Origin of the sequence: Methanosarcina sp. 1.H.A.2.2, assembly GCF_000979975.1 — an archaeon.
Taxonomy (GTDB): Archaea; Halobacteriota; Methanosarcinia; order Methanosarcinales; family Methanosarcinaceae; genus Methanosarcina.
Genome location: NZ_JJQL01000045.1, coordinates 1 through 25,481 on the forward strand (window position 1 = coordinate 1; position 25,481 = coordinate 25,481).

The following is a 25,481-nucleotide window of genomic DNA, read 5'->3' on the forward strand; positions in this document are numbered from 1 at the left end:
CCGTGATCTTAATGCTTCTATCAATATTCTCAGACTGGGATTGCAGTCTGTTCGTAAAACCGATAGATGACCCTCATTTTAATGAGGGGAGCAGTCACATAAAGCAAGTTTATTGAGAATTCAGACCAACGAAAATTTAAAGAATCCTACATAAGGGAAATTCCATTACTTAGAAATCGGTCTCAAAACACTTTTATCTAAAACTGCTGCCGAAAGAAATAGCCGGAAATAAATGCCGGAAAGACGGAATATGAAATGAAGGAAGCTGATTATAACAGGGCCTGCAGAAGTGTACTTGAAAAGGTACTTGCCGGTGAAATAAAAGACGAAGTCCAGTTGAACAAAGAAAAAAAAGATGTGAGTAAGCTACATCATCTTGCCAGCCTGCCCAGAAATGGAGATATAATTATGCAGGGTACACCTGAAGAGCGAGCTCTAATAAAGGAGTTCCTCAGGCGAAAACCCGTAAGGACAATTTCCGGGGTTGCAGTAATTGCTGTAATGACCTCTCCCGCCCCATGCCCCCATGGAGTTTGTCTACCCTGTCCGGGAGGCCCAAAATCAGCATTTAAATCCCCTCAGAGCTACATGGGAAAAGAACCTGCAGCAATGAGAGCTATTCAACACGAGTTCGACCCTTACGCCCAGGTTCAATCCAGGCTATCTCAGCTAAGGGAGATCGGCCATGATGTGGAGAAGGTAGAGCTGATAGTTATGGGAGGCACATTTTCAGCACGCAGCCTCGACTATCAGGAATGGTTTAGCAAACGTTGCCTTGAAGCAATGAATGATCTCACAGGCACTGAATGGAGGGAAAATGCCTGGACGATCGGAAAATCAGTCCCTTACATTCCGCTTGAAGAGGTTCAGAAAGCTAACGAAATAGCAGACATCCGTAACGTGGGAATAACATTTGAGACACGTCCCGACTGGGCAAGAGAAGAACATGTGGACGAGTTCCTCAGGCTTGGAGGAACAAAAGTCGAGCTTGGAGTCCAGAGTGTTTATGACTTTGTCTTAACCAGAATGCAGAGAGGACATGGTGTTGCAGAAATTGTCAGGGCTAACCGGGTATTAAGAGACAGCGCATTTAAGGTAGGCTTCCACATGATGCCCCACCTGCCGGGATCAGATTCACAACTCGACCTGAGAGGGTTTAAAAAGCTCTTTGAAGATCCGCGTTTCATGCCGGACTATCTCAAAATATATCCAACTCTTGTGACTGAAGGCACCCCTCTGCACAGGATGTGGGAAGCCGGAGAATATCAGGCACTTTCAGACGAAGAGGCTGCAGAGCTTGTTGCAGACATAAAAGCTGTCCTGCCTAAATGGGTAAGACTCCAGCGCATCCAGCGTGACATTCCCGCCAATCAAATCTTTGCAGGCGTCAGAAAGAGTAACCTCAGGCAACTTGCAGAGGAAAAACTTCGGGAAAAGGGAGGTAAATGCCACTGTATACGCTGCAGGGAAGTGGGGCACAATAGCCTGAAAGGGAGAGGGCTAAACGAGAAAGACATCGAGCTTACGATGGAAACTTACGAAGCCTGTAACGGTAAAGAACATTTCATTGCTTTTGAAGACCTTTCGGCAGATATCCTGATAGGTTTTACGCGTTTGCGTTTCCCGGCGACTCCCCACCGGCAGGAACTGCAGGACTCTGCCCTTATAAGAGAACTGCACGTTTACGGCTCCATGGTACCTGTAGGAAAAGGGGCAAAACAAAAGGAATGGCAGCACCGGGGCTATGGAAAAGAACTTATTGAGCACGCTGAAAAAACGGCATATGAATCCGGCTACAGGAAACTTGCAATAATCAGTGGAATAGGTGCCAGGGAATACTACCGAAAACTCGGGTATACTCTTGACGGAGCTTATATGTCAAAAACTCTGAGGGGCTAAAAAGATGGCCCTCTTCCACTACACACCTTAAACTGAGTTTTCCAACCCGATACTTTACACAACCTATCGGGTTCCGGAACCTATCCAGAGTTACTGGAACCCGTAATATTCCTGTTAACAGTTGTCCTTGCAGGGACTTTTTGGTATCATATTTGCTTTTCTAGCATCTATCAGTATACATCCGGAAACGCCATCTTAAGCACTTACCGTTTTCTCCCCACATTATGTTTCAAGTGCCTGGCTTTCCCACTAACTATTTTTTCAACTCCCTTTATACCCCATGTATATATAAACGATTTTTTATAAAAATGGAGATTGTTTATCAGCTTGCTCCTGACAATTTATTTCAGATTTTGGGTTTAAAAGAGAAGAGTAAAGAAAAATATATAAATATTAATTTGTAAAAACGTTTTAATAAAATTTAGTAATATAAAAATAGTACTGTGGTTTTTTAGTTATAGAGTATAGGAGGTTTCGATTTGGATCTAAAAAGTAAAGAGGAAAAACGGGCTAAAACCTCAACAAGCAAGGCAATAAAGAGAAACTGATAAAATTGGCTATTATAACTTTTCCCTTATAATAACCACTTATATTTTAAAGATATAAGGTCTATCAAATATAATTAATGTAAAAATATAAATAGTACTGTGTAAATAAAGTAAGTCAACTGAATAATAATATTGAAGCGCAAGTCAAAATTTCTGCGTTAGTAAAATTAACTGACCAGAGACGAAAGACATTGTTATGAAAAAAATTCAGTTGAGCCATCAATTTTAAAAAATGAGGGGGATTATATGGTACATAAAAAATATAAAAAAGATTGGGGAGGGGAATATTCTGTCCTTAGTACCTACAAAATGAGGAAAAACAGCCTATAAAAAATAACTAGTTAACTGAAATCCCTGTCCATCGCATTCGAATCTACAGATTTCACAGGGAGATTTACAGAGAAATGTTAAATAGTATGGTACAATATCGTATACTCGTCTTCACAAATTGTATAAAATATTTACAATTTATATGAAAAAAAGAAAAATGTCAACTTTTGGTTTTCCGAAAAATACTCTTCAAGCTTCAGGAAAAAAATACGGGCCACATTTTAAGGTAAATCCGTAATATATGAAATTTAAAACCTGAAAACGAAAAAAAATTATAAAAAGCAAAAATAAGGCAATTAAGAGATTTGGCTTCAGGAATAAATTTTTGATTAAAATAAAAGTAAAAAAAACATTCATAAAAAAATAAATATTATGAGACATTAACATAATAAAAAACGTAATATATCAGATCCGAAAGCCCCACTCAGGTTTTGAATTTTAACGACAAAAACAAACCCGAAATTAAACCAAAGAAACCTTAAATAGAACCTAAGAAACCCTAAAAAACCTGAGAAACATTAAATTAAACCCTAATTAAACCCTAAATGAAACCAGAGAAACATTAAATTAAACCCTAATTAAACCCTAAATTAAACCCTAATTAAACCCTTAATTAAACCCTAATTAAACCCTTAATTAAACCCTAAATTAAACCCTAAATTAAACCCTAAATTAAACCCTAAAAAACCTGGAAAGAGCGGTGATAAAAATGAAAATTAGAGTTGTAAGCTCAAAAGAAGAAATTGACACTTTAAAACTCAATGAGGAAATTGTCCATCTTGCATTCAGACCATCCAACAAGGACATTTTTAAACTCATTCTGAAGTGTCCAGAAGTAAAAGCGATCCACATCCCGAGCTCATACAAGAGAACGATTTCCAGTTCTGCACAGATGTATCTATCGATGCAGAACATTGCTTTGCTTGAGGGCGATGTGTGGGGCCACAGAAAAGACATCAACGAATATTCCGAAGTTTCCCAACATGTATTTGACCGTATAAAGGAACTGAAAGAAGAGGGAAACTCCGATGAAGACACTATCGAAAGACTTGTAAGGGAAACAAGGCTCAGCCCTGAGTTTGTAACCTTTATCATATCGAATTAAAATAAAGTTCTAAATAAGCCGATCAAAATCCTGATCGGCGTCCATTCTCCGGCAGAATTCCCTGCTTAAACTTTTTTTAAAATATTTAGAGATATGTCCTGAAGCAAATCCTATAAGTTCCAGAGCTGATACAGGAAAAATGTATCGGAAAACGTGTCTTTCGGAAATTAATTAATTTAAGAGTTCCAGTCACCAGCAAGCTTTTAAAGAAAACTATCCTTCAGGATAAAAATTTCTTTTAGAAATAACAAATTAGATGTAATTAGATATTTTCTCATACAGGAACCTTATTTCATACATCAGTACATTTTAGCAACTACCAGTGATACAAGAATATTATTGACGTAGGAATATTATTGAGCCTGATATGCATTACTTTTATCAGTACCTGACCGATAACATCTTTACTCTTACCAGAAACCTGCTCTAAAACCCATATTATCTGTCGTCGGTATGCATTACCTGTGCCACCAGCACTCATTATCTGTTGTCCGCATGCACTATAGCTACTGGAATTCATTATCTGTTGTCTGCATGCACTATAGCTACTGGAATTCATTATCTGTTGTCTGCATGCACTATAGCTACTGGAATTCATTATCTGTTTCCCGTCTGTATCATCTTTGCGATCCGAAAAAAAATAGAAAAATAAACCCGGGCATTGCCCTTATGTTTTAAATAAAAAGCTTAAGTAAAATAGAGAAAAACAGGAGATGGATTTTATGACCGAGTTCGAACATGTGCTTGTAAACTCATTTAACGCATACATTGAAGAAAAAGGCATAAGAGCCATCTCCTACCGGCTTAAGCAGCACAGGTTTACTTCTCAGTTCCTTGACGTGCTTGTAGATTCCCTTGACCCTGACCTGTACCTGGGGATCGAATGTAAAAGTATCTCTGTGGAGAAAGGAGCAAACGCACTTTACTTCACCCAGCATTTTACTGTAGACAAAAAAGGCATCCATCAAATAGACAGGATTTCAGACTACCTGAATAGATCAGGAAGGAGGGGATTCCTTGCAGTAGAGCTTCGCCTCGGGACAGGTCATGACAGGGAAGCATATATGGTCCCCTGGGAAGAGCTGGAGAAGAGTTATCATGCAAAAAATCTTAAACTAACAGTACAGGAAATCCGAAATTTTCCGGAAATGAAAAGGGATGGAAAAGATTACATGATAAACCCTAAAGAATGGGGAAGAAAAAATCGCTGGGAAAAAGACAGTTAAACTGAGGCTAGCAGAGAATCTCGGAGAAAGTAATGACTGAAATTATGGAAGCATTTAGAAAAGAAGCAGGCAGGTGTGCCGAAGAGATAAGAAAACACAGGTCAGTGCACGTAGTATCTCATATAGATGCAGACGGACTGACTTCTGCAGGGATTATCTGCACAGCTCTTGAAAGGGGAAATATCGAATATACAGCACGTTTTGTAAAGCAACTCGATGAAAAAGCCCTTGACACTCTCGCAGACGAAAACCATGAGTTAATAGTTTTTACGGATCTCGGAAGCGGGATGTGCGAACATATAAAATCCCGCGGGATCAATGCTGTTGTCTCAGACCACCACCAGCCTCAGGGCACTCTGGAGTTTCACCTCAACCCACACCTTTTTGGGGCGAACGGTTCTTACGAACTGAGCGGTTCGGGAACCACTTACCTTCTGGCTTCAGCCCTCGGAAAAAACAGAGACCTTTCCTCACTTGCCATAGTAGGGGCTGTAGGGGATATGCAACACCTGAAAATGGGGCAACTTGTAGGGATTAACAGAGAAATTCTGGAGGAAGGAGTAAGAGGCGGGCACCTTGAGTTCAAAAAAGACCTGACCCTGTTCGGAAAGCAGACCCGCCCAATCTACAAACTTCTGCAGTACTCTTCCGATCCTTACCTTCCCGGACTTACCGGAGATGAAGAAGCTTGCATCGAATTTCTTCATTCCCTGAATATTCGCCACAGCCAGGACGAGCGCTGGAGGCGCTGGATAGAACTTGAGGTTTCGGAAAAACAGAAAATTGTCTCAGGGCTTATCCAGTATTGCCTTAAATCAGGAATACCGTCATACAGGATCGAGCGCCTGATAGGCGAGGTGTACGTCCTTCTCAATGAAAAGGAAGGTACGGAAATGAGAGATGCATCAGAGTTTTCTACTCTTCTCAATGCTACTGCCCGGTACGACCATGCTGACATCGGGCTTGCAGTCTGCATGGGGGACAGGGAAAACGCCTACGAAGATGCCAAAAAACTGCTTGCTGAACACAGGCAAAACCTCGTTAACGGGCTTCTGTACGTAAAAGAAAATGGTATTACTCAGCTCAATAACATCCAGTACTTTGATGCAGGTTCGCAGATAAAGGAAACCATTGTAGGAATAATTGCAGGCATGAGTTCCACAATAGTTGAAAACAGGAATCTTCCAATAATTGCCTTTGCAAAAACAGAGGGAGGAGTTAAGGTCTCAGCAAGAGGGACGCAGGACCTGATCCGCAGAGGAGTAAACTTATCTGAAGCAATGTCAACTGTATCGGCAGAAGTTGGCGGGGCAGGCGGCGGACACGATATTGCCGCAGGGGCAACTATTCCTGAGAACGTAAAAGAAGAGTTTGCCCGAAAACTGGACCTTTTCATAGGAGAACAGCTTCGACGGAAAGCAAATTCAAGATAATGGAGGCTGCCCTCCGGAAATCGTTCCGGAAAGCCGGATACCACGAAAAGCAAATTCAGGGCTCAGTGAATGAAGGACAGGAATTTCTGGAATAGAGGTAATAAGCAGGTTTCAGACCAGATCTTCAATCCGGCTCATTTCCTTGAAAGAAATTAACCTTGACATTGCACTTGTGTCTATAGGAATTCCATACTCCTGTACAACAGCCATCGGATTTGTTCCTCCAATGACAACTATTCCGAGGTGGTCTCTCTCAATAGGGACATCGAGAACTCTTGTGTTTGGTTCTCCCACTTCCAGAATTCCGCTGAAGCCCGCATCCAGAAGGTCAGAAAGGCTACTTTCAATCACATCTCTTGCAACCATGGGAGCTTCCCTCAGGTTTGCGAGAATCTTGCCTGAACCTGTCCTGAGCATTTCAGATACGGAAGTGATTCCCTGAGACATCAGGACTTCCAGAGGATCTACAGTTGTACTTACATATGTCAGCACATCGGTAAAACGTACAGGAATTCCGTTTCGGATCTGGACAACCCCGCCAAGCTTCGGATTTACAGGAATTCCTGCTTTTAGCAGTACGCCGTCAATAGTTATACTGCAAACAGTCCCGATCCCTACCTTTCCGTTTTCAATTGTCAGGTTTCCGATTGATTCCCCTTCGGAAATTACTTTTACGTAAGGGGTCACGGAAAGTCCGCTTGAGATAACCATCTTGAAGATCCCGAGCACATCGTCCAGATCTTTTTTATCGATAAGCGAGAGATTAAGTATGACGTCTCCATCCATTTTCTTCGGATCAAATGTAGTCCTGTACATGAGATCTCTGATCCGGGATGATGTAAACTGAATACGGTATCCATTTTTTTGCATTTCAACCCTCCTGTAATTGAAAGTATTTATACCTATTATAAGTTGTGTATTAATATGAAGGAAAAACATCCTCCCGATTGGTATCAACCATCTGTCTTTAAGTTCCCGGCCTTAAAGGCTATAATAAAAAAAGATAAAAATTAAGGTTTCTCATAGAGTCTTCAGGAAAAATGTATTAGAACGTGAGCTCGTGTATATCATGAGAAACTCGGAATCCTTTTCACAACACTCCCGCTAAGAAACCCATAAAGTCCTGCGGAGCCGTTAAGAATCTTAGTTTGTCAGCTCTATGCAAAAGATCATACATATTTTCTCCGGAATCAAGCCTGAGTTCATCAAAGCTTAGTGGTTTGAGATAACGAATGGATGGGATATCCCTGTAAAGGGGATTTTTGGCAAAGCCATCTTTAAGAAGGAAATAGGCAGCTCCGGAAAGTCTTTTTACAGGCTCATAGACCGAAGAGAAATCCCGACAAACCCAGTTTGCCATCTCAAGAGTCTTTTCTGAAGCGTTTATTGTTACATGCCCGTACCCGGGTGGGACAAGCACCATATCTCCTTTTTCTGCTTTGATTACTGCCACATCCAGAACAATATCCTCTTCTCCAGGTTCCACTTTCTGCAGTAGATAAGTAGCAGAACCTTCAAGCACCTGGTAAATCTCAGGATAGGAAACATCTGTTCCGGGAACCTGCGGATGGTAGTGACCTACGGTTTTAATATATTCTGACCCAAGCATTCCGGGAGGGATTCTTGTTATGTCATATCTGAGGTGGTGGGTTTTAATGTTCTCAAGATCAGCATCATTTTTGGCAAGATCCCTGAACATATAATACATGTCTTTATTTCTTTCATCCACCCTTTCAAACCATTCCCTATCAAATACCACATCTTCCATATCGTGGAGTTTTCTTACATCCGCCACAGTGACTTTATCCCCGAACTTCAGTGTTACTGCCATTAAATTCCCCTTTATTTCAGAGCATATAGATAACGTTCAATACCACAGCGAGCCTGTTCAATTACATACAAGATTTACATACAAGATTTTGCCATAAAAGTTAGCAGTGAATCAGTAAGGCCAAAATCCAGAACAGCAATAGGAAGTGCATAAGTTATTAACTGACAATATATACATATTGCTAACATTTCTACTTTTTGGCGACACCCTGATAGGAAAACTGCACTGTTTCACGTCTTCAAAGCTTTTTCAACCATTTTCGGGTAAGTAAGTTCAATAATAGTTTTCAGATTTACTATATCCTCCTGATTATATTTAAGAAGCAGGTCCAGAGCTTCCGTATCGCCCTTCTCATACTTCCTCCAGAGCCGGACCGCATCAAATCCATCCATACCGTCCGTATCCTCACTTCTGCAGATCCCGAGCAGCTTTTCAATATTTTTGAGACCTCCGCCATACCCTATACGCCTGAGCGGATACATCAGGTCGATGTGGAGCTGCTTGAATTCGATTTCGGGAAATTCGGATTTTATGAAAGGAATATCAAAGCGGGCTCCGTTAAAGGACACGAGGAGCTTGTATTTTGAAAATTCCTCCACTATGTCATCAAGATTGATTCCCCTCACATACATTTTGGACTCATTCCCATCATAGATTCCAACAACGGTAATCCTGTCCCTGCTGGGGGAAAGCCCTGTGGTTTCGATGTCAAAGAAAGCGACAGAGTCAGAAAACAGAGAATAAGTCCTCCAGTGTTCTGCAGAAGGGAGACGCTGTGAAAAAAAGAAGCAATCTCTTGCAGCCAGATGTTTAGAAGAAATCTTTATTTCGTCACATATTCTGGTTTTCCTTGATAAAGGAATTGAGATTCTATCTTCCATTTCCAGGAACTCGTCCCAGGTATTTATTCCTGAAGCCCAGATCTTCTGCTCAAGAGCTTTTCCTACGCCCGGAATGTGAATATATGTGTTCTTTAGCATTTTTCCCCTGAACCATTGTAGGTGATCTTTAATAAAAATACTGCATGAGGACTGAAAGTGATATAGAACGCAGACAGTGGCTTTCAATAAATATAAACCCTACATTAAATGGTCAGAACATAGAAACTGTTCACTAAATAGACATTAATCTGGATCAATTCGTTCGTACATGTATTTAAGAGTCGACCTTGCCGTACGGAATCGTTCCGGATTCACACCGACAAGGTTAATATACTTAGCTAGTGATAATATAACGTACTCTTTATTTCTTGCGGGGGCAAAACATAAAGAGGGTTTATAGAGTCCGACTTAATAAGATTGGGGAAAAATACAAGTTCAGGACTTCTAGAAAGCCAAAAAAATAAATACTAAGATATAGTTACCACCAAACCAATTAGAAATTCATGATCGATTTTTACAGGCAGGAATCAAGAAAGCTTCCTGCAAATGAATATTTTATACGGGTGTGCAAGTAATGGCTAAAATTTCCGTAATTGGTGCAGGAAATGTAGGTGCGACCACAGTCCAGCGGCTAGCCGAACTGGAACTGGGCGAAATTGTCATGACAGATATTGTGGAAGGACTACCACAGGGAAAAGCTCTTGACCTAATGCAGGCAGGGGCAATAAATGATTATGATACACAGGTAACAGGTACTAACGATTATGCAGACATTGCAGACTCTGACCTGGTGATCATTACAGCCGGGATTGCCAGAAAGCCCGGAATGAGCAGGGAAGACCTTATTAAAACCAATTCAAAAATAATAGGAGAGGTATCCCGAAATATTGCAGAGTATTCTCCGAACTCCATTGTTATAAATGTCACAAACCCACTTGACATTATAACATATGTATCTATGAAAGCAACGGGCTTTGAGCCAAAAAAGGTCTTCGGGATGAGTGGAGTTCTTGATGCAGGTCGTTTTGCAAGCTTTATAGCAGAAGAACTGAAGTGTTCGAAAAAGGATGTTGAGGCAATGGTTATAGGAGGCCACGGAGACCTTATGGTTCCCCTCCCCCAGTATACCACAGTCTCAGGAGTTTCACTTCCGGAACTGCTTCCGGAGGAGACAATTGCCAGGCTTGTAGAAAGGACAGTGAATGGAGGAGCCGAAATCGTAGGACTTCTCAAACAGGGAAGTGCATTTTATGCCCCGTCTGCAGCCATTGTGCGCATGGCAGAAGCCGTGCTTAAAGATTCAAAACGCATTATTCCGGCGTCTGCATATCTTGAGGGGCAGTATGGGCAGGAAGGAATTTACTTCGGAGTGCCCGTAAAACTGGGAGCAAACGGGATAGAAGAAATCCTGGAACTCAAACTTGATGAAAGCCAGTATGAGATACTAAGAAAATCCTCAGAAACGATTAGAAGGGGAATCTCACAGCTGGAAATATAAAAAATAAACCAAAAAAACCTTAAGAGGCATAGACAGATCAGAGCTGAAAGGTAAGTATTAACAAAAGAAAGGTTTAACAAAAGAAAGGTTTCGGTTAACGGAAAAATCAGTACATTTTTTTCGGCAGGTTTTTTAGGCGGGTTTTTTAGGCGGGTTATAAAAATCTCAGAAGCCTGCCCTATTTACCAGTTTATTTCTGTTTTTAAATGTCTCTAAAAAATACAAAAACAAAGTTAATCCTTCTTGATCAATTCGGAGAAGAGAAGGTGAGTCAACTACCCGCTAAATCTAAAGATTTAACGGGTTTCCTGCTAAAGCACTATGAATTAAAAGTTTCCATTCCTCTGGCCAGGACAATTCAGGAAAGAATTCAATAGAGAAAAACACCACCTATGACTAACTTAAACGCGGAGTATTTATTATAGAAAATAGATTAAAAATCCTTTTTCTCAGAAAAAGGCAATAGATAATTCGTTAATCGTAAACATTAAGATTAAGTAGAACTGTAGAATCTGGAACTATATTTTAAATAGAGAAGAGAGCTCAGTAAAACTGTAAGATATATAAGTATGTTTTTCATATAAGGTAGAGGAAGATATTTAAATAAATTTAGGATGCATAGATAACTTAAATTAATTAATAGAGCTGGGATATAATGCGCGAAGAACTCACATCACTCTTTGGCCTAAGCATATACACAAACAACGGTGTTTATGTAGGGAAGTTGCAGGACCTTGTAATTGATGTCGAGGAACGGAAAGTTACAGGACTTGCTGTTTCGGACATTAACAGGGAACTTTTTGATCTTAGCAGCAGAGGTATTATTATTCCCTACCGGTGGGTTATAACAGCAGCAGACATTATAATAATCAGAGACGTTATCCAGAGATACAAAAAGAGGAAAGAAGACTGAATGGTCTTTCGAAAAGTCATATGAAAAACCGGGAAATCTATGCTGAAATGCGCTGTATCCCGCCAGTGGTCTTGCGCGCTGACGGCAGGAATTTCAAAAATACACTTTCAGGCCTGGGCTTTAAGAAACCCTATGATAAAACCTTCGCCAGAGCGATGGCGAACACTGCCGAACTCTTCATCAAAAAAAGCGGTTTAAGCCCTCTTTTTGCCTATACTTTTTCAGATGAAGCCAGTTTTCTTTTCGCAGACCTTCCTTTTGACGGCAGGGTGGAAAAAATCGATTCTGTTGTGGCGAGCTTTTTGGGAAGTGCCCTTACGATAGAACTGCGGCTTGAAGAACCCATAGCTTTTGATTCCAGATTGGTGGCTCTTCAAAAAGAAGAAATTCCTGAGTACTTTCACTGGAGGCAGCTGGAAGCCTGGCGCAACTTTGTGGCAGCCTGGGGATACTATGCCCTCAGGAACGAAGGTATGGAGAAGAATGAAGCCGCAAAGTGTCTGAAAGGAAAAAAAGAATGGGAAATTCATGAGATGCTTTTTGAGAGAGGCATCAATCTTGCGGCGCTTCCTGCCTGGCAGAGGAGAGGAATCATTATATCAAACGAAGAATATGAAATCCATGGTTTCAATCCGGTATCTGGCAAAGAGGAAAAATCCCTGCGAAGAAAAATAACTCCGAACTGGGAAATCCCGAAATTCAAATCCGAAGAAGGGATACCGTTTTTAGAGAAACTTATTAATAGAAACTGAAGTGTTTCAGAATAAAAAAAGAAAAGGAATGTAGATGTAATGGACAGACTTGAGCTTATAAGAAGAAATGTTCAGGAAATTGTAACCGAAGAAGAACTGGAAGGACTCCTTAAAAATAAAGAAATCCCCCGTGCTTACGTAGGATACGAACCGAGCGGAAAAATCCATATGGGGCATGTCCTTACCGTAAACAAATTAATAGATTTGCAAAAAGCAGGATTCAAAATCACTGTCCTGCTTGCAGATGTACACGCTTATATGAACAAGAAAGGCACTCTGGAAGAGGTCAAGAAGATTGCAGACTACAACCGGCGCTGCTTTATCGCTCTCGGGCTTGATGAAGTACAAACTGATTTCGTTTACGGGTCAGACTTCCAGCTGGGTGCCGAGTACATGTTAAATGTGCTCAAACTTTCAAGAACAGTCACCCTTAACAGGGCAAAGAGGAGCATGGACGAAGTAGGGCGTGCAATGGACGACCCGACAGTTTCCCAGATGGTATATCCCCTGATGCAGGCTATTGATATTGCCATGCTCGGAGTGGACGTGGCGGTCGGTGGGATTGACCAGAGGAAAATCCACATGCTTGCCCGCGAAAATTTAAAGAACCTCGGATTTGAAGCACCAATCTGTATTCACACTCCTATTCTCCTTGGGCTTGACGGAACCAAGATGGCTTCTTCAAAGGACAATTTTATTTCAGTAGATGATACGGAAGAAGAGATCTACAAGAAGTTTAAGAAAGCTTTCTGCAAGATAGGAGACGTAGAAGAAAACCCGATTCTTGCTCTTTTCCGCTATCATATCATCCCAAGATACGAAACAGTTGTTATTGAAAGGCCTGAGAAATTCGGTGGAAACCTCACATACCACAGTTACGCTGAGATGGAAAGTGACTTTATAGAAGAAAAAGTCCACCCAATGGACCTTAAAAATGCAGCTGCAAAATATATAAATGAGATTCTGGATCCTGTCCGAAAAGTTCTTCTATGAATTCCGGAAGGGTAAAACCCTTCCAGAAAATTTTAGAAAAAAATCCGGGGTGAAGGCACATTCTTATGGGGAGTGGGACGTCACATAAAAATGCCTGAAGATCCTGGATAAAATGTTATATAGCTATAAGGCATAGAATATTTGGAGAGTTAGTTCAGATATCCAGGGTGCTTTTTATGAAATATGTTTACCAGGACTCTACGGAACTGCCTGTACAGAGGGATTTCATTGAAGATCTGAAATCATACATAGACATAACTGCCCGAGTAATCCCTCTGGAGAATTCCATAATAGAACTTAAGTGCAAAAATAAAGAAGCGCTCCATGAATTGAACAACAGAATTGCTGGAATGAATATCTTCGAGGAGAAACTCAGCTCATTGGTTAATAAATTAATAAAAGAGATAGGTACAGAGGATTTAGTACCCTGTGCTGACGCAATCCGGATCACCTGCAGTGAAAATTTCGGGCGAAAGCATGAAATTCTTGAAATAGAGTCCAGAAAAATTGAAAATGGAACCGCTCAGGAATGTCAAAAAATTGAGAGCAAGGTCCTTGAGGTTCTCAATCCTTTTTTGATCTCAGGAATATATGGAGCCAAAAAGAGATTTGAGCTTTCCAGCAGTATAAGCGGAGTTTCAGGTGAAATAGAAGGTTCGGTTTCAGGCCTGCAATACTATTATAAACTCTGGTTTACAGAAGAGCCTCTGACAGTAGAGAGGCTTATTGATAGCTTGAGCCTGCCAGGATGGACAAGGACAGGAATCCTGCGAAAAGAAGAGAAAATAAAAATGCAGGACCTCTCCGAGTTTCTAGTAAGTTCCCTTGAATATGACAGCGAAAGAAATATCCGTCTTGTTCTTGAAAATAAAAAAGCAAACCGGAAGTTCAGGATAGAAGGCAGTGGGCTCAAGTACTTTGTATATGAAGATGATAGAGAGATTACTGCCGACAAAGAGCTTGGTGCTCTTATAGATATGAAGGTTCTTGCTAAAATTCCGGAGAAGATCCAGAATTACCTCCGGACAAATATCCGAACCTATACCCTTTCAAAAGTCCTGCTTGATGAAGAAGATGCCATCTCTACAAACCAGATTTTCGACTGCCTGAAAGTGATTGCCGAACAGTATGGCGTGATCGTCCATGAGTGTCTGACAAAAGGGCTTAATAAAGAAGAAATTACCATCAAAATGGAAGAAGCCGACGGAACAAGAACTGAAAAGTATATCTCAAAGGCTGAAATGTATACCCGTCTTTCCGATGTAGGAAGCGAAGGCGTTGAGATTGCCGAAATACTCGGCGTGGACAGTAGGGCTCAGATTAAGGACAGTAAATACCTGATCGTCTAAGTCTTTTTAAACGTTATCTTTTTGAAGTATCTAGTTATAAATTACATTTTAAATTTTATATTTTGTATTACATACATTATAATATATATATTATGTTTGATATGAGAGATATTATTTTATATACGGTTCGTTTTATAGTTTACTTTTTCATTTCTATTTTATACATCAATTCTTTAGACTTTTTCTCTCCTTTTATCGCCCGCAGATTTTAGATAGTACAACTCATGAGCTGGAACAGCTAGAGAAAGGAGAAATAAAAGGGCATCTACTACGGAATTTTGATACATTAATGAGCAGCTATAATAGATTCAAAAGGAAAAAATCTTCCGAGATTTAGTTAGTAGGATGAAATAAACAGATATAGATAAATTTATATTATGTTAGGTTTGAACCTGCAAGAACCCAAGAGAACAGCCTCAAGAAGGCTGAGATTCGAACTGCAAAACTTTTTTTAATGATTGGAGAATTGAAAGTGTCGAGCCTTAAATATGAAGCAGGAGAAGTAACGTATTGTACGAAGTAACCCTCGTTCAAGGTATAAATATTTTGGATCAGGAGTTTACCGGAAAATTTATTCCGAGATAAAAGTAAGAAACTCAATTTCGATGAATTATATAGCTACTTGTTAATAAGCTACTGATGTACCAGAAATTTATATTCATATGTGTGGGGACGGAGGCTAATAAAAATGAAAATAAGTTTTTTTCATTATTTGATTTATTTGTTGATAATAACACTGCTAATTCCTGGAATTATGCCTGTTACGGTTGCTGCGGCTGAGGACATACCTTCCGAAAATGACGGAAATTCAACTATTTTACCTGACCTGGTAATTGATGATCTTTCCTGGAACCCGGTTAATCCAGAAACTGGAGAACAGGTGACCATCACAGCAACAGTAAAAAACCAGGGAAATGCAACTTCAGGAGCAACAAATCTGGTATTTTATAGCAACGGGAGCCAGATAGGAGAAAGCTCAGTCCCTGAAATAGAAGCTGGAAACAGTGAACAAATATCGTTTTCATGGATATCGGAAACTGAAAGTACAGTGGAGATAAGTGCAAAGGTAGATGAAAAAGATTCAGTGGAAGAAAGCAGTGAGGATAACAACGTCAAAACGGCGGGGTCTATAACTTTCAAAAAGAACAGATTCCCGGACCTGATAATAGACACTCTTGACCACCCTGAAAATCCCAGACCAGGAAAACATCAGAATATATGGATAAGTGTGAAGAACCAGGGAACAGCAGCTTCAGAAAAGACGACGCTGACACTCTACATTAACGGAAGTGCTGTTAACTACTGGAATGTGCCCAGGTTATCCAGGGAGGAAAGCAGCTATGCCTCATATACATGGATTCCGATTACAGAAGGGTCTGTAGAGATAAAAGCAGTTGTTGATGAGGGCTACCTTGTAGATGAAAGCAACGAAGAAAACAACGAAAAAACATCCACCGTAACAGTAGCAAAAGAGTTTATTCCGGACCTGATAATTGAAGATATCGTGCCTGAATCGGCGGAGGGTGAAGTCGGAAAGACCCTGAACCTTACCCTGAAAGTAAAGAACCAGGGTACGTCCCCCTCTGAGGAAGTCCGGGCAAAATATTATATTAACGGAATCGCCCCCACACAGGATGATATTCAGATTCCAGCTCTTTCAGAAGGTGAAGGGGCAGATGTCATATTCTCTCTGGTCCCGGATAGAGAAGGACAAATGGAAGTAAGAGCAATTATTGACTCTGATACAGACGTTTATGAAAGTAATGAAGATAACAATCAATTCACAAAAATTATAGACGTAAAAACCATACTTCCGGACCTTATAGTAGAGTCTCTTTCTTTAAACCCGGAAGCACCCAGGATAGGGGATGACATTACTTTCACAATATCAATAAAGAACAATGGGCTCAGAGACTCGGCAAGCAGCGAGCTAAAATATTATATCAACGGGAACAATGTAACTCAGACCGGTAAAGTATCGATACCAGAAATTGCCATCGGGGAAACCACAAAAGGTACTTTTCACTGGGTTCCTGAAGCAGAAGGAAACATAAATGTGAGAATGGTAGCAGATGACGGAAATGCCATACGTGAGGACGACGAGACGAACAATGAACGAACTGAAACTGTAAGTATCTCCAAACAGACTACTCCCGGCAATGAAGAGAGCTCCGATTCCAGTTCAGGTTCCAGTTCCAGTAGGAAAAGCAGCAGTATGGGAAGTGGCGTTTCCAAAGAGCCAGCTAAGAATGTAGAGATCAAAGAGCTTGATACAAGGAACATTATGAGTGGCTACCATGTCAAATATGATTTCCCGAAAAACGTCACATGTATCACATATATCGAGTTTGACCCGCAGAAGACTTTTAAGAAAACGACAGCAACCGTAGAGGTGCTCAAGGGAAAATCCATTTTTGTTAAGAAGCAGCCTCCTGGCAGGATATACAGGCAATTAAACATCTGGTTGGGAAATAAAGGAGCAGGGCTTCCGGCTTCCCTTAAGAACAGCTATACAGGGTTTAAAGTTGAAAAAGAATGGATAAAAAACAACAGTGTTGATGAATCCAATATAACCCTTCTATGGTACGATAGTAAATGGCAACCGCTAAGCACCAAAAAGACAGGTGAAGATAAAAACTATGTTTATTTCAGGGCAAAAACGCCTGGTTATTCTTCCTTTGCAATAAGTGAATATACGGGAGAAGAGGGGACTGTAGAAGGAGATGAAGATGGAATACAGGAAACTCTGAGGAGCTGGAACGGCGATGGGAAGACAATCCTGAACAGCAGTGCAGAAAGAGAAGGCGACACAGGAAAAAAGCCGATGGGAATGGCTAAAATACTTCTTGCTATTTCCCTGCCTCTGTTTATGATCCTTGCAGAGTACTTTGTTCTGAAGAAAAAGATCTGAAAAGATTCCTTTTCTTCAACCTCTATTTTTACCATTCAAAAAATGCAGCATTTTAATGCTTAAACAGTGAGTTTCAGCCCATTTTTCTTTCAGCCAGAAGAGCCCCGATTACAGAGCCAATAATGCCTGTTATCGCGGTATGAGCTATGATAACTATTGTAATTATGAAAGTAGAGGCTGCTACAAACCCCCCAAGGACAGGGGCATCCCGCAGAACGGTCACAAGGACTCCCCCAAGAAGAAAGCCAGGGATTATCATGAAAACTGTCATAAGGAATCCGGACTTAAGCCCTCCTCCAAAGCCTCCGTCTGCATAATAACCCGCCAGTAAGCCTCCCAGAAAAGGAGCTACTGAGTTTACGACCGGAATAAAATAAAAAATTATAGTACAGACCATACCTATTAATGCGCCACTTATGGTTCTACCCATTGTTTAGACCCCCATGTTAAAGCAAGTCGAACCGGAAATTAATATAAATTTGATTTGATAATTATTAAGGATATAGTTGGCCCCCATATTAAATATATAGCTTAACCCATGTACTTCACTTCCAGAGAAAGGCATATTTATATTTAGACCCTCTAATTATTTTGCCGAAATTGTCAACTAAATTTATATATTCATAATTAAGCTTGAGTCCCCGAAGAGAGGCAGCCAGTATAACGGAAACGCTGTTTGCAGCAATTATTGCAGGATCGTCTACCTGGATTCCGTAGAACAGCCAGAGAACCATGTAAGAAGTCGAGCAAAGCAGCATTAGAAGACATACATCTTTTGTGGATTTCGTTGTCAGGGCTTTTATAAGCTGAGGGGCAAAAGCTATAGTTGTCAGAGCGCCTGCAATATAACCGATCATACTGATTTTATCTCCCGGATTCTGATTCGGTGCTCAGAAAAATGGATTTCAGGACAACTTTGTGAGATATAAAATAGAGTTGGGATCCGAATTGTAATTAAAACTTATTCAAGAAACAGAACTCTGAGAACAGAACCCTGATATAAGTGTACCCTCCTAAACCTTTATGGGGATACCGCATGACAGAAAACTGCCTTTTTTGCAAGATAATATCAGGGGAAATCCCTTCAAACAGGATATATGAGGATGATGCCGTTTACGCATTTCTTGACATTTACCCGGCAAGCGAGGGGCATACGCTCGTTGCTCCTAAAAAACATTTCAGTAATTTTACGGATATGAATGCAGAAGACATTGCCCTGCTTTTTGAAGCTGCAAGAAAAGTTACGGCTGCGGTTGAGAAAGCATTTTCAGCAGAAGGATCGAACGTCGGCATAAATAACGGGGAAGTAGCAGGACAGGAAGTTCCCCATGTACATGTACACGTTATTCCAAGAAAAAAAGGGGATGGAGGACGAGGAATAAAATCAATTGTATGGACTGAACCCGATACTACCAATCTGGAAGAAGTTGCGGAAAAGATAAGAAAAGCCCTGTGAGGAAAAAGAAAAACTTTAAGTAAAAAATGACACCGGCAAAAGGCAGGTGAATAACCAGAGAGAGAAGAGACAGCTCCGGGATAATATTTTCAATACGAAACGATAATATATTTTTTGGAATATAGTGAATTTAGAGGAAGAAGGCATAGTTATCTTTAGAAACCTTCCATTTCTCTTACTTTGGGGGTAAGAACAGTGGCAGAGCTGGAAGTAGATGTTAGAGGGCAGACCTGCCCGGTCCCGCTGGTAGAGTGCAGAAAAGCATTCAAAAGAGCCTCTCCAGGAGACCTTGTAATAGTAAAGGGTACGCATCCGGCATCAAAAAAAGAGATTCCCATGGCATGTGAGGCGATGGGACTCAAGGTGCTGGAGATCGAAGACAAAGAGGGAGGAAAAGAGTGGGAGATAAAGATCCGGAGGTAAGCCCGGAAAAGGAGTGGAAATGGGGGAAAAAGCAGTTATTGTCCTGCATAGCGGGGATATGGACAAGGTATACAGTGCGCTTATAATAGGAAACGGCGCCCTGGCAATGGGAATGGAAGCCTCCATATACTTCACTTTCTGGGGGCTCATGCGGCTTAAAAAGGGGGAACTTGAAAAGGGGCCGCTTTCCAAAATGAATATGATGGGCATGGGCAGGCAGATGATCAAAAAGAGGATGGACAAAGCCAATGTAGCTTCCCTTGAAAGGCTGATGAGTGATTTCAAGGAACTTGGCGGAAAGATCATAGCCTGTGAAATGACCATGGAGATAATGGGCATAACAAAAGAAGAGCTTCGAACGGAATTGGTGGACGAATGGGGAGCTGTTGGCACATATATCCAGGAAGCAAGAAATGCAAACATAACTCTCTTTATCTGATCCTGAAAGGATTTCCGGATTTAGGATTATCGTATTAGCCCGGATCTTTTGGGTTTTGCTTCGATTCTTAGACCTCAGCACGTCCGTTTCGGCTGCAAATCTCAATATAAATTGAATTTAATCTGAGGAGGGGGAAGAGATATTTGAAAATATGATTTATCTTGACAATGCTGCATGTACCCGGCTGGATGAGAGGGTGCTTGAAGCAATGAAGCCTTACTTTTTTGATACTTATGCGGTAGCGACGTCCGAGTTTGGCTATTCTATGGGCATCGATGCAAAGGAGGGGCTGGAAAATTCCAGGGAAGGTATAGCTTCAAGGCTTGGTGCGGATTCCGAAGAAATTGTGTTCACTTCAGGGGATACGGAATCAAGCAACATGGCGCTTAAAGGAGCAACATGGGCCCTTAGGGAAAAGAAAGGCAAGCATATTATCGTCTCGAAGATAGAAGATTTTCCGGTATTAAATACGGCAAAAACCCTCCAGAAGCAGGGCTTTGAGGTAACTTTTCTGGATGTGGATGCCGAAGGGTTTGCAGACCTTGAAGGGCTCAAAAAAGCAATTACAAAAGAAACCGCCCTTGTCTCGATCCAGTACGCCAATCAAGAAATAGGGACTGCCCAGGACCTTAAGGCTATTTCTGAGATATGTGAAGAAAAAGACGTGCTCCTGCATACCGATGCTACCCACAGCTTTACCCGGCTTCCCCTCAATGTGAAGGAATTGCCCGTAGACCTGGTGACGTTGTCCGCCCATACAATTCACGGACCCAGAGGAATAGGGGCACTCTATGTCAGGAAAGACACGCCCATAACTAAATTCATGGACGGGGGCTTTCAGGAATTTAACATGAGAGCAGGCGTGGAGAATATTCCCGGAGCCGTAGGTTTTGCAACAGCTGTGGAACTTGTAACTGAAGAAGAAAACCGGCAGCTAGAAGCTATGAGGAATCGGGTAATTGAAAGAGCCCTTTCCGAAATCTCGGAGGTCACCCTCAACGGAAACCGCAAAAAACGTCTGCCTCAGAATGCAAACCTTACTTTCCACTATGTAGAGGGCGAATCCGTAACCCTGCATATGGATATGAGAGGATTTGCAGTTAGCACGGGTTCGGCCTGTTTTTCCCGCTCCCTTGAAGCCAGCCACGTGATAAGAGGAATTGGTGGAGATCATGAGAGGGCTCACGGCTCGGTACGTTTTACTTTTGGGCGTTACAACCGTATGGAGGATGCGGATTCGGCAATTGATGCCATGAGTGAAATTGTGGCAAGGCTCAGGGAAATAAGTCCGCTTGCGAAAAAATGAGCTGAAAGAAGGAGAAAAGAGAACACGTAAAAAAGGCAGGAACAAGCAGGAAAAGAAAAGGAAAGGGAGAGAGGAAGATGAAAGTGGAAAGGAAAGGTGAGACTATAAAGTTTCCTTATAGCGAAAAAGTGCTGGAGCATTTCAGGAACCCGCATAATGTAGGGAAAATAGAGAATCCTGACGGAAAGGGCCTGGAAGGAAGTCCGGCATGTGGAGATATGGTTGCTGTATATATTAAAGTCGAACCCGAAACAAAGGTTATTGAAGACGTAAAATTCGAATCTTACGGGTGCGCTTCAAATATTGCCACAGGATCTGTAATCACAGACCTTGCACGGGGAAAAACTCTGGATGAAGCAAAGAAAATAACATGGAAACAGGCTTCTGAAGAACTGGGAGGGCTTCCTCCGATTAAAGCCCACTGCTCCGTGCTTGCAGTTGAGGGCCTGCGTGCTGCAATCCGTGACTACGAGGAAAAGCATGGGCTTGTTACTGAGAAAGAGCCTACAACTGAAGATGTTATCCGGCGGAGGCTCAAGCACGTTATGAATCCACTAACCGGTCTTGACATTATCCGCACGAATCTAATCCTTAAAACGAGTGTCGAAGATGGAGTGGTAAGGGTGGTTGTTGACCTGCCTGCGGACCACCAGTTTGCTCCGGCAATAAAAGAGGATGTAATGGAAAAACTGGGAGCTTTGTGGGATGTGGAAAGAGTGGACGTAGTGTTTACAGCCTGAATAGGCTCTGCATTACACCTGTAGAAACACCTGTAGAAACACCAGTTGAAACGCCGGCCCAAATGGAAACCTTTGTTGGGGAAAGAAAAAATAAAGGGTACGTGAGAGGAAGAAAGCAAAGCCACTTCCTGGAGGGTCTGGTTCCGAAAACACAGAAATTTAGTTCTTCCCGACTCAAAAAATGAATGGATATAAAGCCTTATTTTTTCTTTGCCCGGACAGGGCTCACAAATCAGGACGTTAGAGATAAATCAGGATATTAGAGATAAAAACCAGATAGCTTGAGCTCATTATCTTCATAACTAAGACCTGTTACCCAAATCCGTAACCTTACGTAGTTTTCGAGTTTTAATTAAAGTGGATAGAAATTAATCCTCTATCCTGCAAAGCAAACAGACCTGCAATCAGCTGGCGCTTATCCCGGGAAGTGTGCAGCCCTGGGAGATGTCCATCAGGAGAGAAAAAAGAACAAACTCTTAAAACCGAGAGGTGAACCAGGGAGGAATAAGATAATTCAAGCTAAAGGAATAACTAGAGAACCGGAGATAATGTGGAATCTCAATATCAGCAAAGATGGAAAGTTTTACCAGGAAAATTACATGCTCTTATTTCCCAGGTATGTCAGTGCCATAGATGAAGAGTGAGAAAGTTTTCTCCTTTAAAAAAGAACTCAAAAACCAAACCAGTTTCAATATCCAATATAAAATGTCGCTCGAGGGAGAGATTTTCTCTCGGGCAAACCTCCATTTCATTTTATTCTGAAGTAGTGAGAAATAGGTTTACGTCCGTGAAAGCCTGAATGATTAAATCTTTTTTATCAGGAATAGGTTTACGTCCGTGAAAGCCTGAATGATTTACCTTTTTTATCAGGATAACTTAACATCATTTAGTTCATTATAACTGAATCCTTTTTTCAGTTCAGAACAATTCACTTTTATTTAGTTGAGAATACCTTAAGCCGTTCTGATTAGAATGATTAGTAGAAGATTAACCCTTTCAGATTCGCTTTCTATCCACTTGATAATAAAATAGACAGTTATATTAAAAGTCCGCGTATAAAATAGTAATAATGAAGATTAAAGGAAACTCAACCAGAAGGAAGTGCATGAGATGAATCTGGAAGACACGGGTAGTGAAAAAGTAGAATACGGCACGGAAAAAGAGATCCTTAACGAGCAGCAGCCTCACTGGGAGAAAGTGTTTTCAAACACCTGCTCGAGATTTGGGGACAAGCCAAGTTATCCGGCCAGAAAAGCGGCATCTGTTTTTGAAAAAGAAGGAAAACAGAAAATCCTGGAACTTGGAGGAGGTCAGGGAAGAGATACCTGCTTTTTTGCCAGCAGGGGTTTTTCAGTCCATTCGCTCGATTATACTGAAAGCGGGCCAAAAGCGATAAAAGAAAAAGCTGAAGAAGCGGGATTAGGGGAATATGTTACAGCCCTCAGGCATGATGTAAGAAATCCTCTTCCTTTTGAAGATGGGACTTTTGATGCGTGCTATTCTCATATGCTTTACTGCATGGCCCTGACCACAGAGGAACTGGAATTTCTCTGCAAGGAGATTAAAAGGGTACTCAAGCCAGGTGGAATAAATATCTATACAGCCAGGCACACCGGAGATGCCCATTATGGGACCGGAAAACACAGGGGAGAAGACATGTACGAAATTGCAGGCGGCTTTATAGTGCACTTTTTCAGCAGAGAAAAGGTTGAGCACCTTGCAAAAGGTTACGGGAGCTTCGAGCTGGAAGAATTTGAAGAAGGCGAGCTCCCAAGAAAACTGTACCTGGTAACAATGCGAAAATAAGGGCAAAGAAAGACAGGCGGGGAAAAGGGGTAGAAGAACTCGATAAGACTGCCGAACCCGGAAGGACTTTCTGCTATACCTTCTTTAAAGGCAGGAGAACAAAATCAAAAAACAGAGTTTCAAAAACGTCCCAGCCTTAAAAAGAACGAATCGAGAAAACTCAGAGAGAAAAAACCTGCCTGGAATTCTTTTTGTAATATATAAAAAGTTCTTCTCCCCATTTTAGAGCACCGGGCTCAAAGCTTACAATGTATTGACGGTCAATTCGTTCATTTTTATCAAGCAGAGAAAGCGCAAAGACCTTATCGGTTACTACCAACATCATCGGTTTTTCTTCGCCCTCAGATACAAAAAAATGAGAATTTTCACAGTTCAAAAGAAGCTGTACCTTCTTCTTGTATTCCGGAAGAGCCATGTTAAGAACCGAACTGTCACTAAAAGGTGTGGCTGAATCAGAGAGGCACTCGTCCCGGATACTCTCGAAAACCGATTCCGTAAGGATAATTGTAACATCAATACCCATTTCAATTAATTCCAGACAGAGCAGATGGTAAGCTGGATGAATGGCAGAAACAAATACCATAATGCGGGAAGAGGCCAGCATACATTTTACAATATCTTCCTGAACTTTGAATATATGAGATAGATCGGGTTTCAGGACCTTACACTGCCCCAATTCTCCGATTCTTGTGAGAAAATGAAAAGGAATTGAACTCAAATCATGTTCGGACCAGAAATCCCTGTTTTCCTCATATATCTTAAGGGTGTTTAGCAAAAACTGTGCATTTGTGGCTATAACTATCCCCATTTCAGAAAGAGAATATACCCCATCTGTCTGGATAACCAGACCCAAATCAACCAGTTTTTTGATCTGGGGAATCATTGACTTCCAGGGAAAATCAAATGCATTTTTGATCTCGTCACTGCTTTTAGGACCCTCCTCTTTTAACAGCAGAAGAAGGTTCTTTCTTTTTTCAGAAAGGAAAATTGCGTCAAGCAACGAAGAACTGGTACCAGAAACTTGGCTCATGGGTTTGTCTCACTTAGAATATATTATAACAAAAAGTTATAAGTTCGCTGGAAAATCCTCAATAAATTCAGGATAAATCCCATACTATTCGAAACTCATAACAAAATGGATAGGTTCCAAGGGGAGTTGTCATGTCCAATGCCATTGGAATATTCTAATCGCAAAGTAAAAATCTTCATCGTTTTGGTTATATATGAATAGGAATTATATAAACTAGACAGATAGAAATATTATTCTATTGTCGTTTCGATTGGGTGAATATTAAGATGTGGTAGATACGCTGTGGTTTTCTTCAAGAGCTGTCGAAAAGCAATATACTCCCTCCAAGGAAGATGCTGTTGATGAAAACGCCTTATCATCAATATAGTTCTAGAAGCTCTGAGGCAAAACCTACAGCTAATACACTTCCGATTTTAATACAATTCCGATTTTAATACAATTCCGATTTTAATACAATTCTGATTTTAATACAATTCTGATTTTAATACAATTCTGATTTTTAAGAGGGCTGGTAACTAGTGTCGTGGCAACTTAATTTTGAGTCCTATTTATAAGCTTTGAATCCCATCTGTATCTTCATTCATGGCAAAAATAAAACTTGAAGAAGATGAA

Annotated in this window: 22 protein-coding genes; 16 read left to right on the forward strand and 6 right to left on the reverse strand. The window is 41.0% G+C overall.

The features are described 5' to 3' along the window. Positions 1 to 255 precede the first annotated feature (255 nt). The 4 genes from EO93_RS06980 (at position 256) to EO93_RS06995 (ending at position 6,541) form a co-directional block, all read left to right on the forward strand. Positions 256 to 1,899, forward strand: a complete 1,644-nt coding sequence (locus tag EO93_RS06980) for a tRNA uridine(34) 5-carboxymethylaminomethyl modification radical SAM/GNAT enzyme Elp3 (RefSeq protein WP_048161684.1) — start codon at positions 256 to 258, stop codon at positions 1,897 to 1,899. A 1,587-nt stretch (positions 1,900 to 3,486) separates the two neighbouring features. After that, positions 3,487 to 3,882, forward strand: a complete 396-nt coding sequence (locus tag EO93_RS06985) for a DUF1699 family protein (protein WP_048136055.1) — start codon at positions 3,487 to 3,489, stop codon at positions 3,880 to 3,882. A 722-nt stretch (positions 3,883 to 4,604) separates the two neighbouring features. Then, a complete protein-coding gene (locus EO93_RS06990; protein ID WP_048161685.1) occupies positions 4,605 to 5,108 on the forward strand; it encodes a hypothetical protein in 504 nt (167 codons plus the stop codon). Between the two features lie 32 nt (positions 5,109 to 5,140). Further along, entirely contained in the window at positions 5,141 to 6,541 is a 1,401-nt protein-coding gene (locus tag EO93_RS06995; protein ID WP_048161687.1) for a DHHA1 domain-containing protein, read from the forward strand. Positions 6,542 to 6,652: 111 nt separating this feature from the next. Here EO93_RS06995 and nrpRII read toward each other — a convergent pair whose 3' ends face one another. From nrpRII to EO93_RS07010, 3 genes are all read right to left on the reverse strand, one after another. Continuing rightward, the gene (gene nrpRII, locus EO93_RS07000; RefSeq protein ID WP_048135807.1) at positions 6,653 to 7,411 is read right to left on the reverse strand and encodes a global nitrogen regulator NrpRII; all 759 of its coding nucleotides are present in this window, start codon (positions 7,409 to 7,411) and stop codon (positions 6,653 to 6,655) included. Positions 7,412 to 7,631: 220 nt separating this feature from the next. Continuing rightward, the gene (locus EO93_RS07005) at positions 7,632 to 8,372 is read right to left on the reverse strand and encodes a glucose-6-phosphate isomerase family protein (RefSeq protein ID WP_048135809.1); all 741 of its coding nucleotides are present in this window, start codon (positions 8,370 to 8,372) and stop codon (positions 7,632 to 7,634) included. Between the two features lie 230 nt (positions 8,373 to 8,602). Continuing rightward, on the reverse strand, positions 8,603 to 9,352 hold the full coding sequence (locus EO93_RS07010; protein WP_048161689.1) for a ribonuclease H-like domain-containing protein: 750 nt from the start codon (positions 9,350 to 9,352) through the stop codon (positions 8,603 to 8,605). A 475-nt stretch (positions 9,353 to 9,827) separates the two neighbouring features. Between EO93_RS07010 and mdh the strand changes: the two genes are divergently transcribed. The 6 genes from mdh to EO93_RS07040 all read left to right on the forward strand — a co-directional run bounded on the left by mdh (position 9,828) and on the right by EO93_RS07040 (position 17,669). Next, complete coding sequence (gene mdh, locus EO93_RS07015; RefSeq protein WP_048161691.1) at positions 9,828 to 10,751, forward strand: malate dehydrogenase; 924 nt, start codon at positions 9,828 to 9,830, stop codon at positions 10,749 to 10,751. 655 nt (positions 10,752 to 11,406) lie between these two features. Then, complete coding sequence (locus EO93_RS07020) at positions 11,407 to 11,664, forward strand: PRC-barrel domain-containing protein (RefSeq protein WP_048135815.1); 258 nt, start codon at positions 11,407 to 11,409, stop codon at positions 11,662 to 11,664. A gap of 20 nt (positions 11,665 to 11,684) precedes the next feature. Next, positions 11,685 to 12,416, forward strand: a complete 732-nt coding sequence (locus EO93_RS07025; RefSeq protein ID WP_048161693.1) for a tRNA(His) guanylyltransferase Thg1 family protein — start codon at positions 11,685 to 11,687, stop codon at positions 12,414 to 12,416. A 39-nt stretch (positions 12,417 to 12,455) separates the two neighbouring features. After that, entirely contained in the window at positions 12,456 to 13,409 is a 954-nt protein-coding gene (locus EO93_RS07030) for a tyrosine--tRNA ligase (protein ID WP_048135819.1), read from the forward strand. Positions 13,410 to 13,585: 176 nt separating this feature from the next. Then, positions 13,586 to 14,758 (forward strand): hypothetical protein, encoded by a 1,173-nt coding sequence (locus EO93_RS07035; RefSeq protein ID WP_048161694.1) that lies wholly within the window; start codon positions 13,586 to 13,588, stop codon positions 14,756 to 14,758. 721 nt (positions 14,759 to 15,479) lie between these two features. Continuing rightward, positions 15,480 to 17,669 carry a CARDB domain-containing protein gene (locus EO93_RS07040; protein WP_235284141.1) on the forward strand — a complete coding sequence of 730 codons (2,190 nt, stop codon included), beginning with the start codon at positions 15,480 to 15,482 and terminating at the stop codon, positions 17,667 to 17,669. A 73-nt stretch (positions 17,670 to 17,742) separates the two neighbouring features. Here the strand turns inward: EO93_RS07040 and EO93_RS07045 are convergent, their stop codons facing one another. Together EO93_RS07045 and EO93_RS07050 are read right to left on the reverse strand one after the other, a co-directional pair. Next, the gene (locus EO93_RS07045) at positions 17,743 to 18,099 is read right to left on the reverse strand and encodes a DUF5518 domain-containing protein (protein WP_048135824.1); all 357 of its coding nucleotides are present in this window, start codon (positions 18,097 to 18,099) and stop codon (positions 17,743 to 17,745) included. A gap of 115 nt (positions 18,100 to 18,214) precedes the next feature. Then, entirely contained in the window at positions 18,215 to 18,526 is a 312-nt protein-coding gene (locus EO93_RS07050) for a SemiSWEET family sugar transporter (protein ID WP_048161698.1), read from the reverse strand. 179 nt (positions 18,527 to 18,705) lie between these two features. Between EO93_RS07050 and EO93_RS07055 the strand changes: the two genes are divergently transcribed. From EO93_RS07055 to EO93_RS07085, 6 genes are all read left to right on the forward strand, one after another. Continuing rightward, complete coding sequence (locus EO93_RS07055) at positions 18,706 to 19,125, forward strand: HIT family protein (protein ID WP_048135827.1); 420 nt, start codon at positions 18,706 to 18,708, stop codon at positions 19,123 to 19,125. Positions 19,126 to 19,320: 195 nt separating this feature from the next. Continuing rightward, positions 19,321 to 19,548 (forward strand): sulfurtransferase TusA family protein, encoded by a 228-nt coding sequence (locus EO93_RS07060; RefSeq protein ID WP_048135830.1) that lies wholly within the window; start codon positions 19,321 to 19,323, stop codon positions 19,546 to 19,548. A 19-nt stretch (positions 19,549 to 19,567) separates the two neighbouring features. Further along, entirely contained in the window at positions 19,568 to 19,987 is a 420-nt protein-coding gene (locus tag EO93_RS07065; RefSeq protein WP_048135831.1) for a DsrE/DsrF/DrsH-like family protein, read from the forward strand. 151 nt (positions 19,988 to 20,138) lie between these two features. After that, positions 20,139 to 21,293 (forward strand): cysteine desulfurase family protein, encoded by a 1,155-nt coding sequence (locus tag EO93_RS07070; protein WP_048135833.1) that lies wholly within the window; start codon positions 20,139 to 20,141, stop codon positions 21,291 to 21,293. A gap of 77 nt (positions 21,294 to 21,370) precedes the next feature. Next, a complete protein-coding gene (locus EO93_RS07075) occupies positions 21,371 to 22,033 on the forward strand; it encodes an iron-sulfur cluster assembly scaffold protein (protein WP_048136057.1) in 663 nt (220 codons plus the stop codon). 1,110 nt (positions 22,034 to 23,143) lie between these two features. Further along, positions 23,144 to 23,839 (forward strand): class I SAM-dependent methyltransferase, encoded by a 696-nt coding sequence (locus tag EO93_RS07085; protein ID WP_048161702.1) that lies wholly within the window; start codon positions 23,144 to 23,146, stop codon positions 23,837 to 23,839. 160 nt (positions 23,840 to 23,999) lie between these two features. On the opposite strand, the gene EO93_RS07090 is transcribed toward EO93_RS07085, so the two are convergent. Further along, positions 24,000 to 24,869, reverse strand: coding sequence for a winged helix-turn-helix domain-containing protein (locus EO93_RS07090; protein WP_048135837.1), 870 nt, complete (start codon positions 24,867 to 24,869; stop codon positions 24,000 to 24,002). Between the last annotated feature and the right edge of the window lie 612 nt (positions 24,870 to 25,481).

What these genes read in the sequence shown, in the direction of transcription:
- mdh (WP_048161691.1), top strand. Translation starts at nt 9,828, where the DNA reads ATGGCTAAAATTTCCGTAATTGGTGCAGGAAATGTAGGTGCGACCACA.
- EO93_RS06990 (WP_048161685.1), top strand. Translation starts at nt 4,605, where the DNA reads ATGACCGAGTTCGAACATGTGCTTGTAAACTCATTTAACGCATACATT.
- EO93_RS07070 (WP_048135833.1), top strand. Translation starts at nt 20,139, where the DNA reads ATGATTTATCTTGACAATGCTGCATGTACCCGGCTGGATGAGAGGGTG.
- EO93_RS07035 (WP_048161694.1), top strand. Translation starts at nt 13,586, where the DNA reads ATGAAATATGTTTACCAGGACTCTACGGAACTGCCTGTACAGAGGGAT.
- EO93_RS07090 (WP_048135837.1), bottom strand. Translation starts at nt 24,869, where the DNA reads ATGAGCCAAGTTTCTGGTACCAGTTCTTCGTTGCTTGACGCAATTTTC.
- EO93_RS07055 (WP_048135827.1), top strand. Translation starts at nt 18,706, where the DNA reads ATGACAGAAAACTGCCTTTTTTGCAAGATAATATCAGGGGAAATCCCT.
- EO93_RS07025 (WP_048161693.1), top strand. Translation starts at nt 11,685, where the DNA reads ATGAAAAACCGGGAAATCTATGCTGAAATGCGCTGTATCCCGCCAGTG.
- EO93_RS07065 (WP_048135831.1), top strand. Translation starts at nt 19,568, where the DNA reads ATGGGGGAAAAAGCAGTTATTGTCCTGCATAGCGGGGATATGGACAAG.
- EO93_RS06995 (WP_048161687.1), top strand. Translation starts at nt 5,141, where the DNA reads ATGACTGAAATTATGGAAGCATTTAGAAAAGAAGCAGGCAGGTGTGCC.
- EO93_RS07075 (WP_048136057.1), top strand. Translation starts at nt 21,371, where the DNA reads ATGAAAGTGGAAAGGAAAGGTGAGACTATAAAGTTTCCTTATAGCGAA.
- EO93_RS06980 (WP_048161684.1), top strand. Translation starts at nt 256, where the DNA reads ATGAAGGAAGCTGATTATAACAGGGCCTGCAGAAGTGTACTTGAAAAG.
- EO93_RS07085 (WP_048161702.1), top strand. Translation starts at nt 23,144, where the DNA reads ATGAATCTGGAAGACACGGGTAGTGAAAAAGTAGAATACGGCACGGAA.
- EO93_RS07010 (WP_048161689.1), bottom strand. Translation starts at nt 9,352, where the DNA reads ATGCTAAAGAACACATATATTCACATTCCGGGCGTAGGAAAAGCTCTT.
- EO93_RS07020 (WP_048135815.1), top strand. Translation starts at nt 11,407, where the DNA reads ATGCGCGAAGAACTCACATCACTCTTTGGCCTAAGCATATACACAAAC.
- EO93_RS07045 (WP_048135824.1), bottom strand. Translation starts at nt 18,099, where the DNA reads ATGGGTAGAACCATAAGTGGCGCATTAATAGGTATGGTCTGTACTATA.
- EO93_RS07050 (WP_048161698.1), bottom strand. Translation starts at nt 18,526, where the DNA reads ATGATCGGTTATATTGCAGGCGCTCTGACAACTATAGCTTTTGCCCCT.
- EO93_RS07030 (WP_048135819.1), top strand. Translation starts at nt 12,456, where the DNA reads ATGGACAGACTTGAGCTTATAAGAAGAAATGTTCAGGAAATTGTAACC.
- EO93_RS07005 (WP_048135809.1), bottom strand. Translation starts at nt 8,372, where the DNA reads ATGGCAGTAACACTGAAGTTCGGGGATAAAGTCACTGTGGCGGATGTA.
- nrpRII (WP_048135807.1), bottom strand. Translation starts at nt 7,411, where the DNA reads ATGCAAAAAAATGGATACCGTATTCAGTTTACATCATCCCGGATCAGA.
- EO93_RS06985 (WP_048136055.1), top strand. Translation starts at nt 3,487, where the DNA reads ATGAAAATTAGAGTTGTAAGCTCAAAAGAAGAAATTGACACTTTAAAA.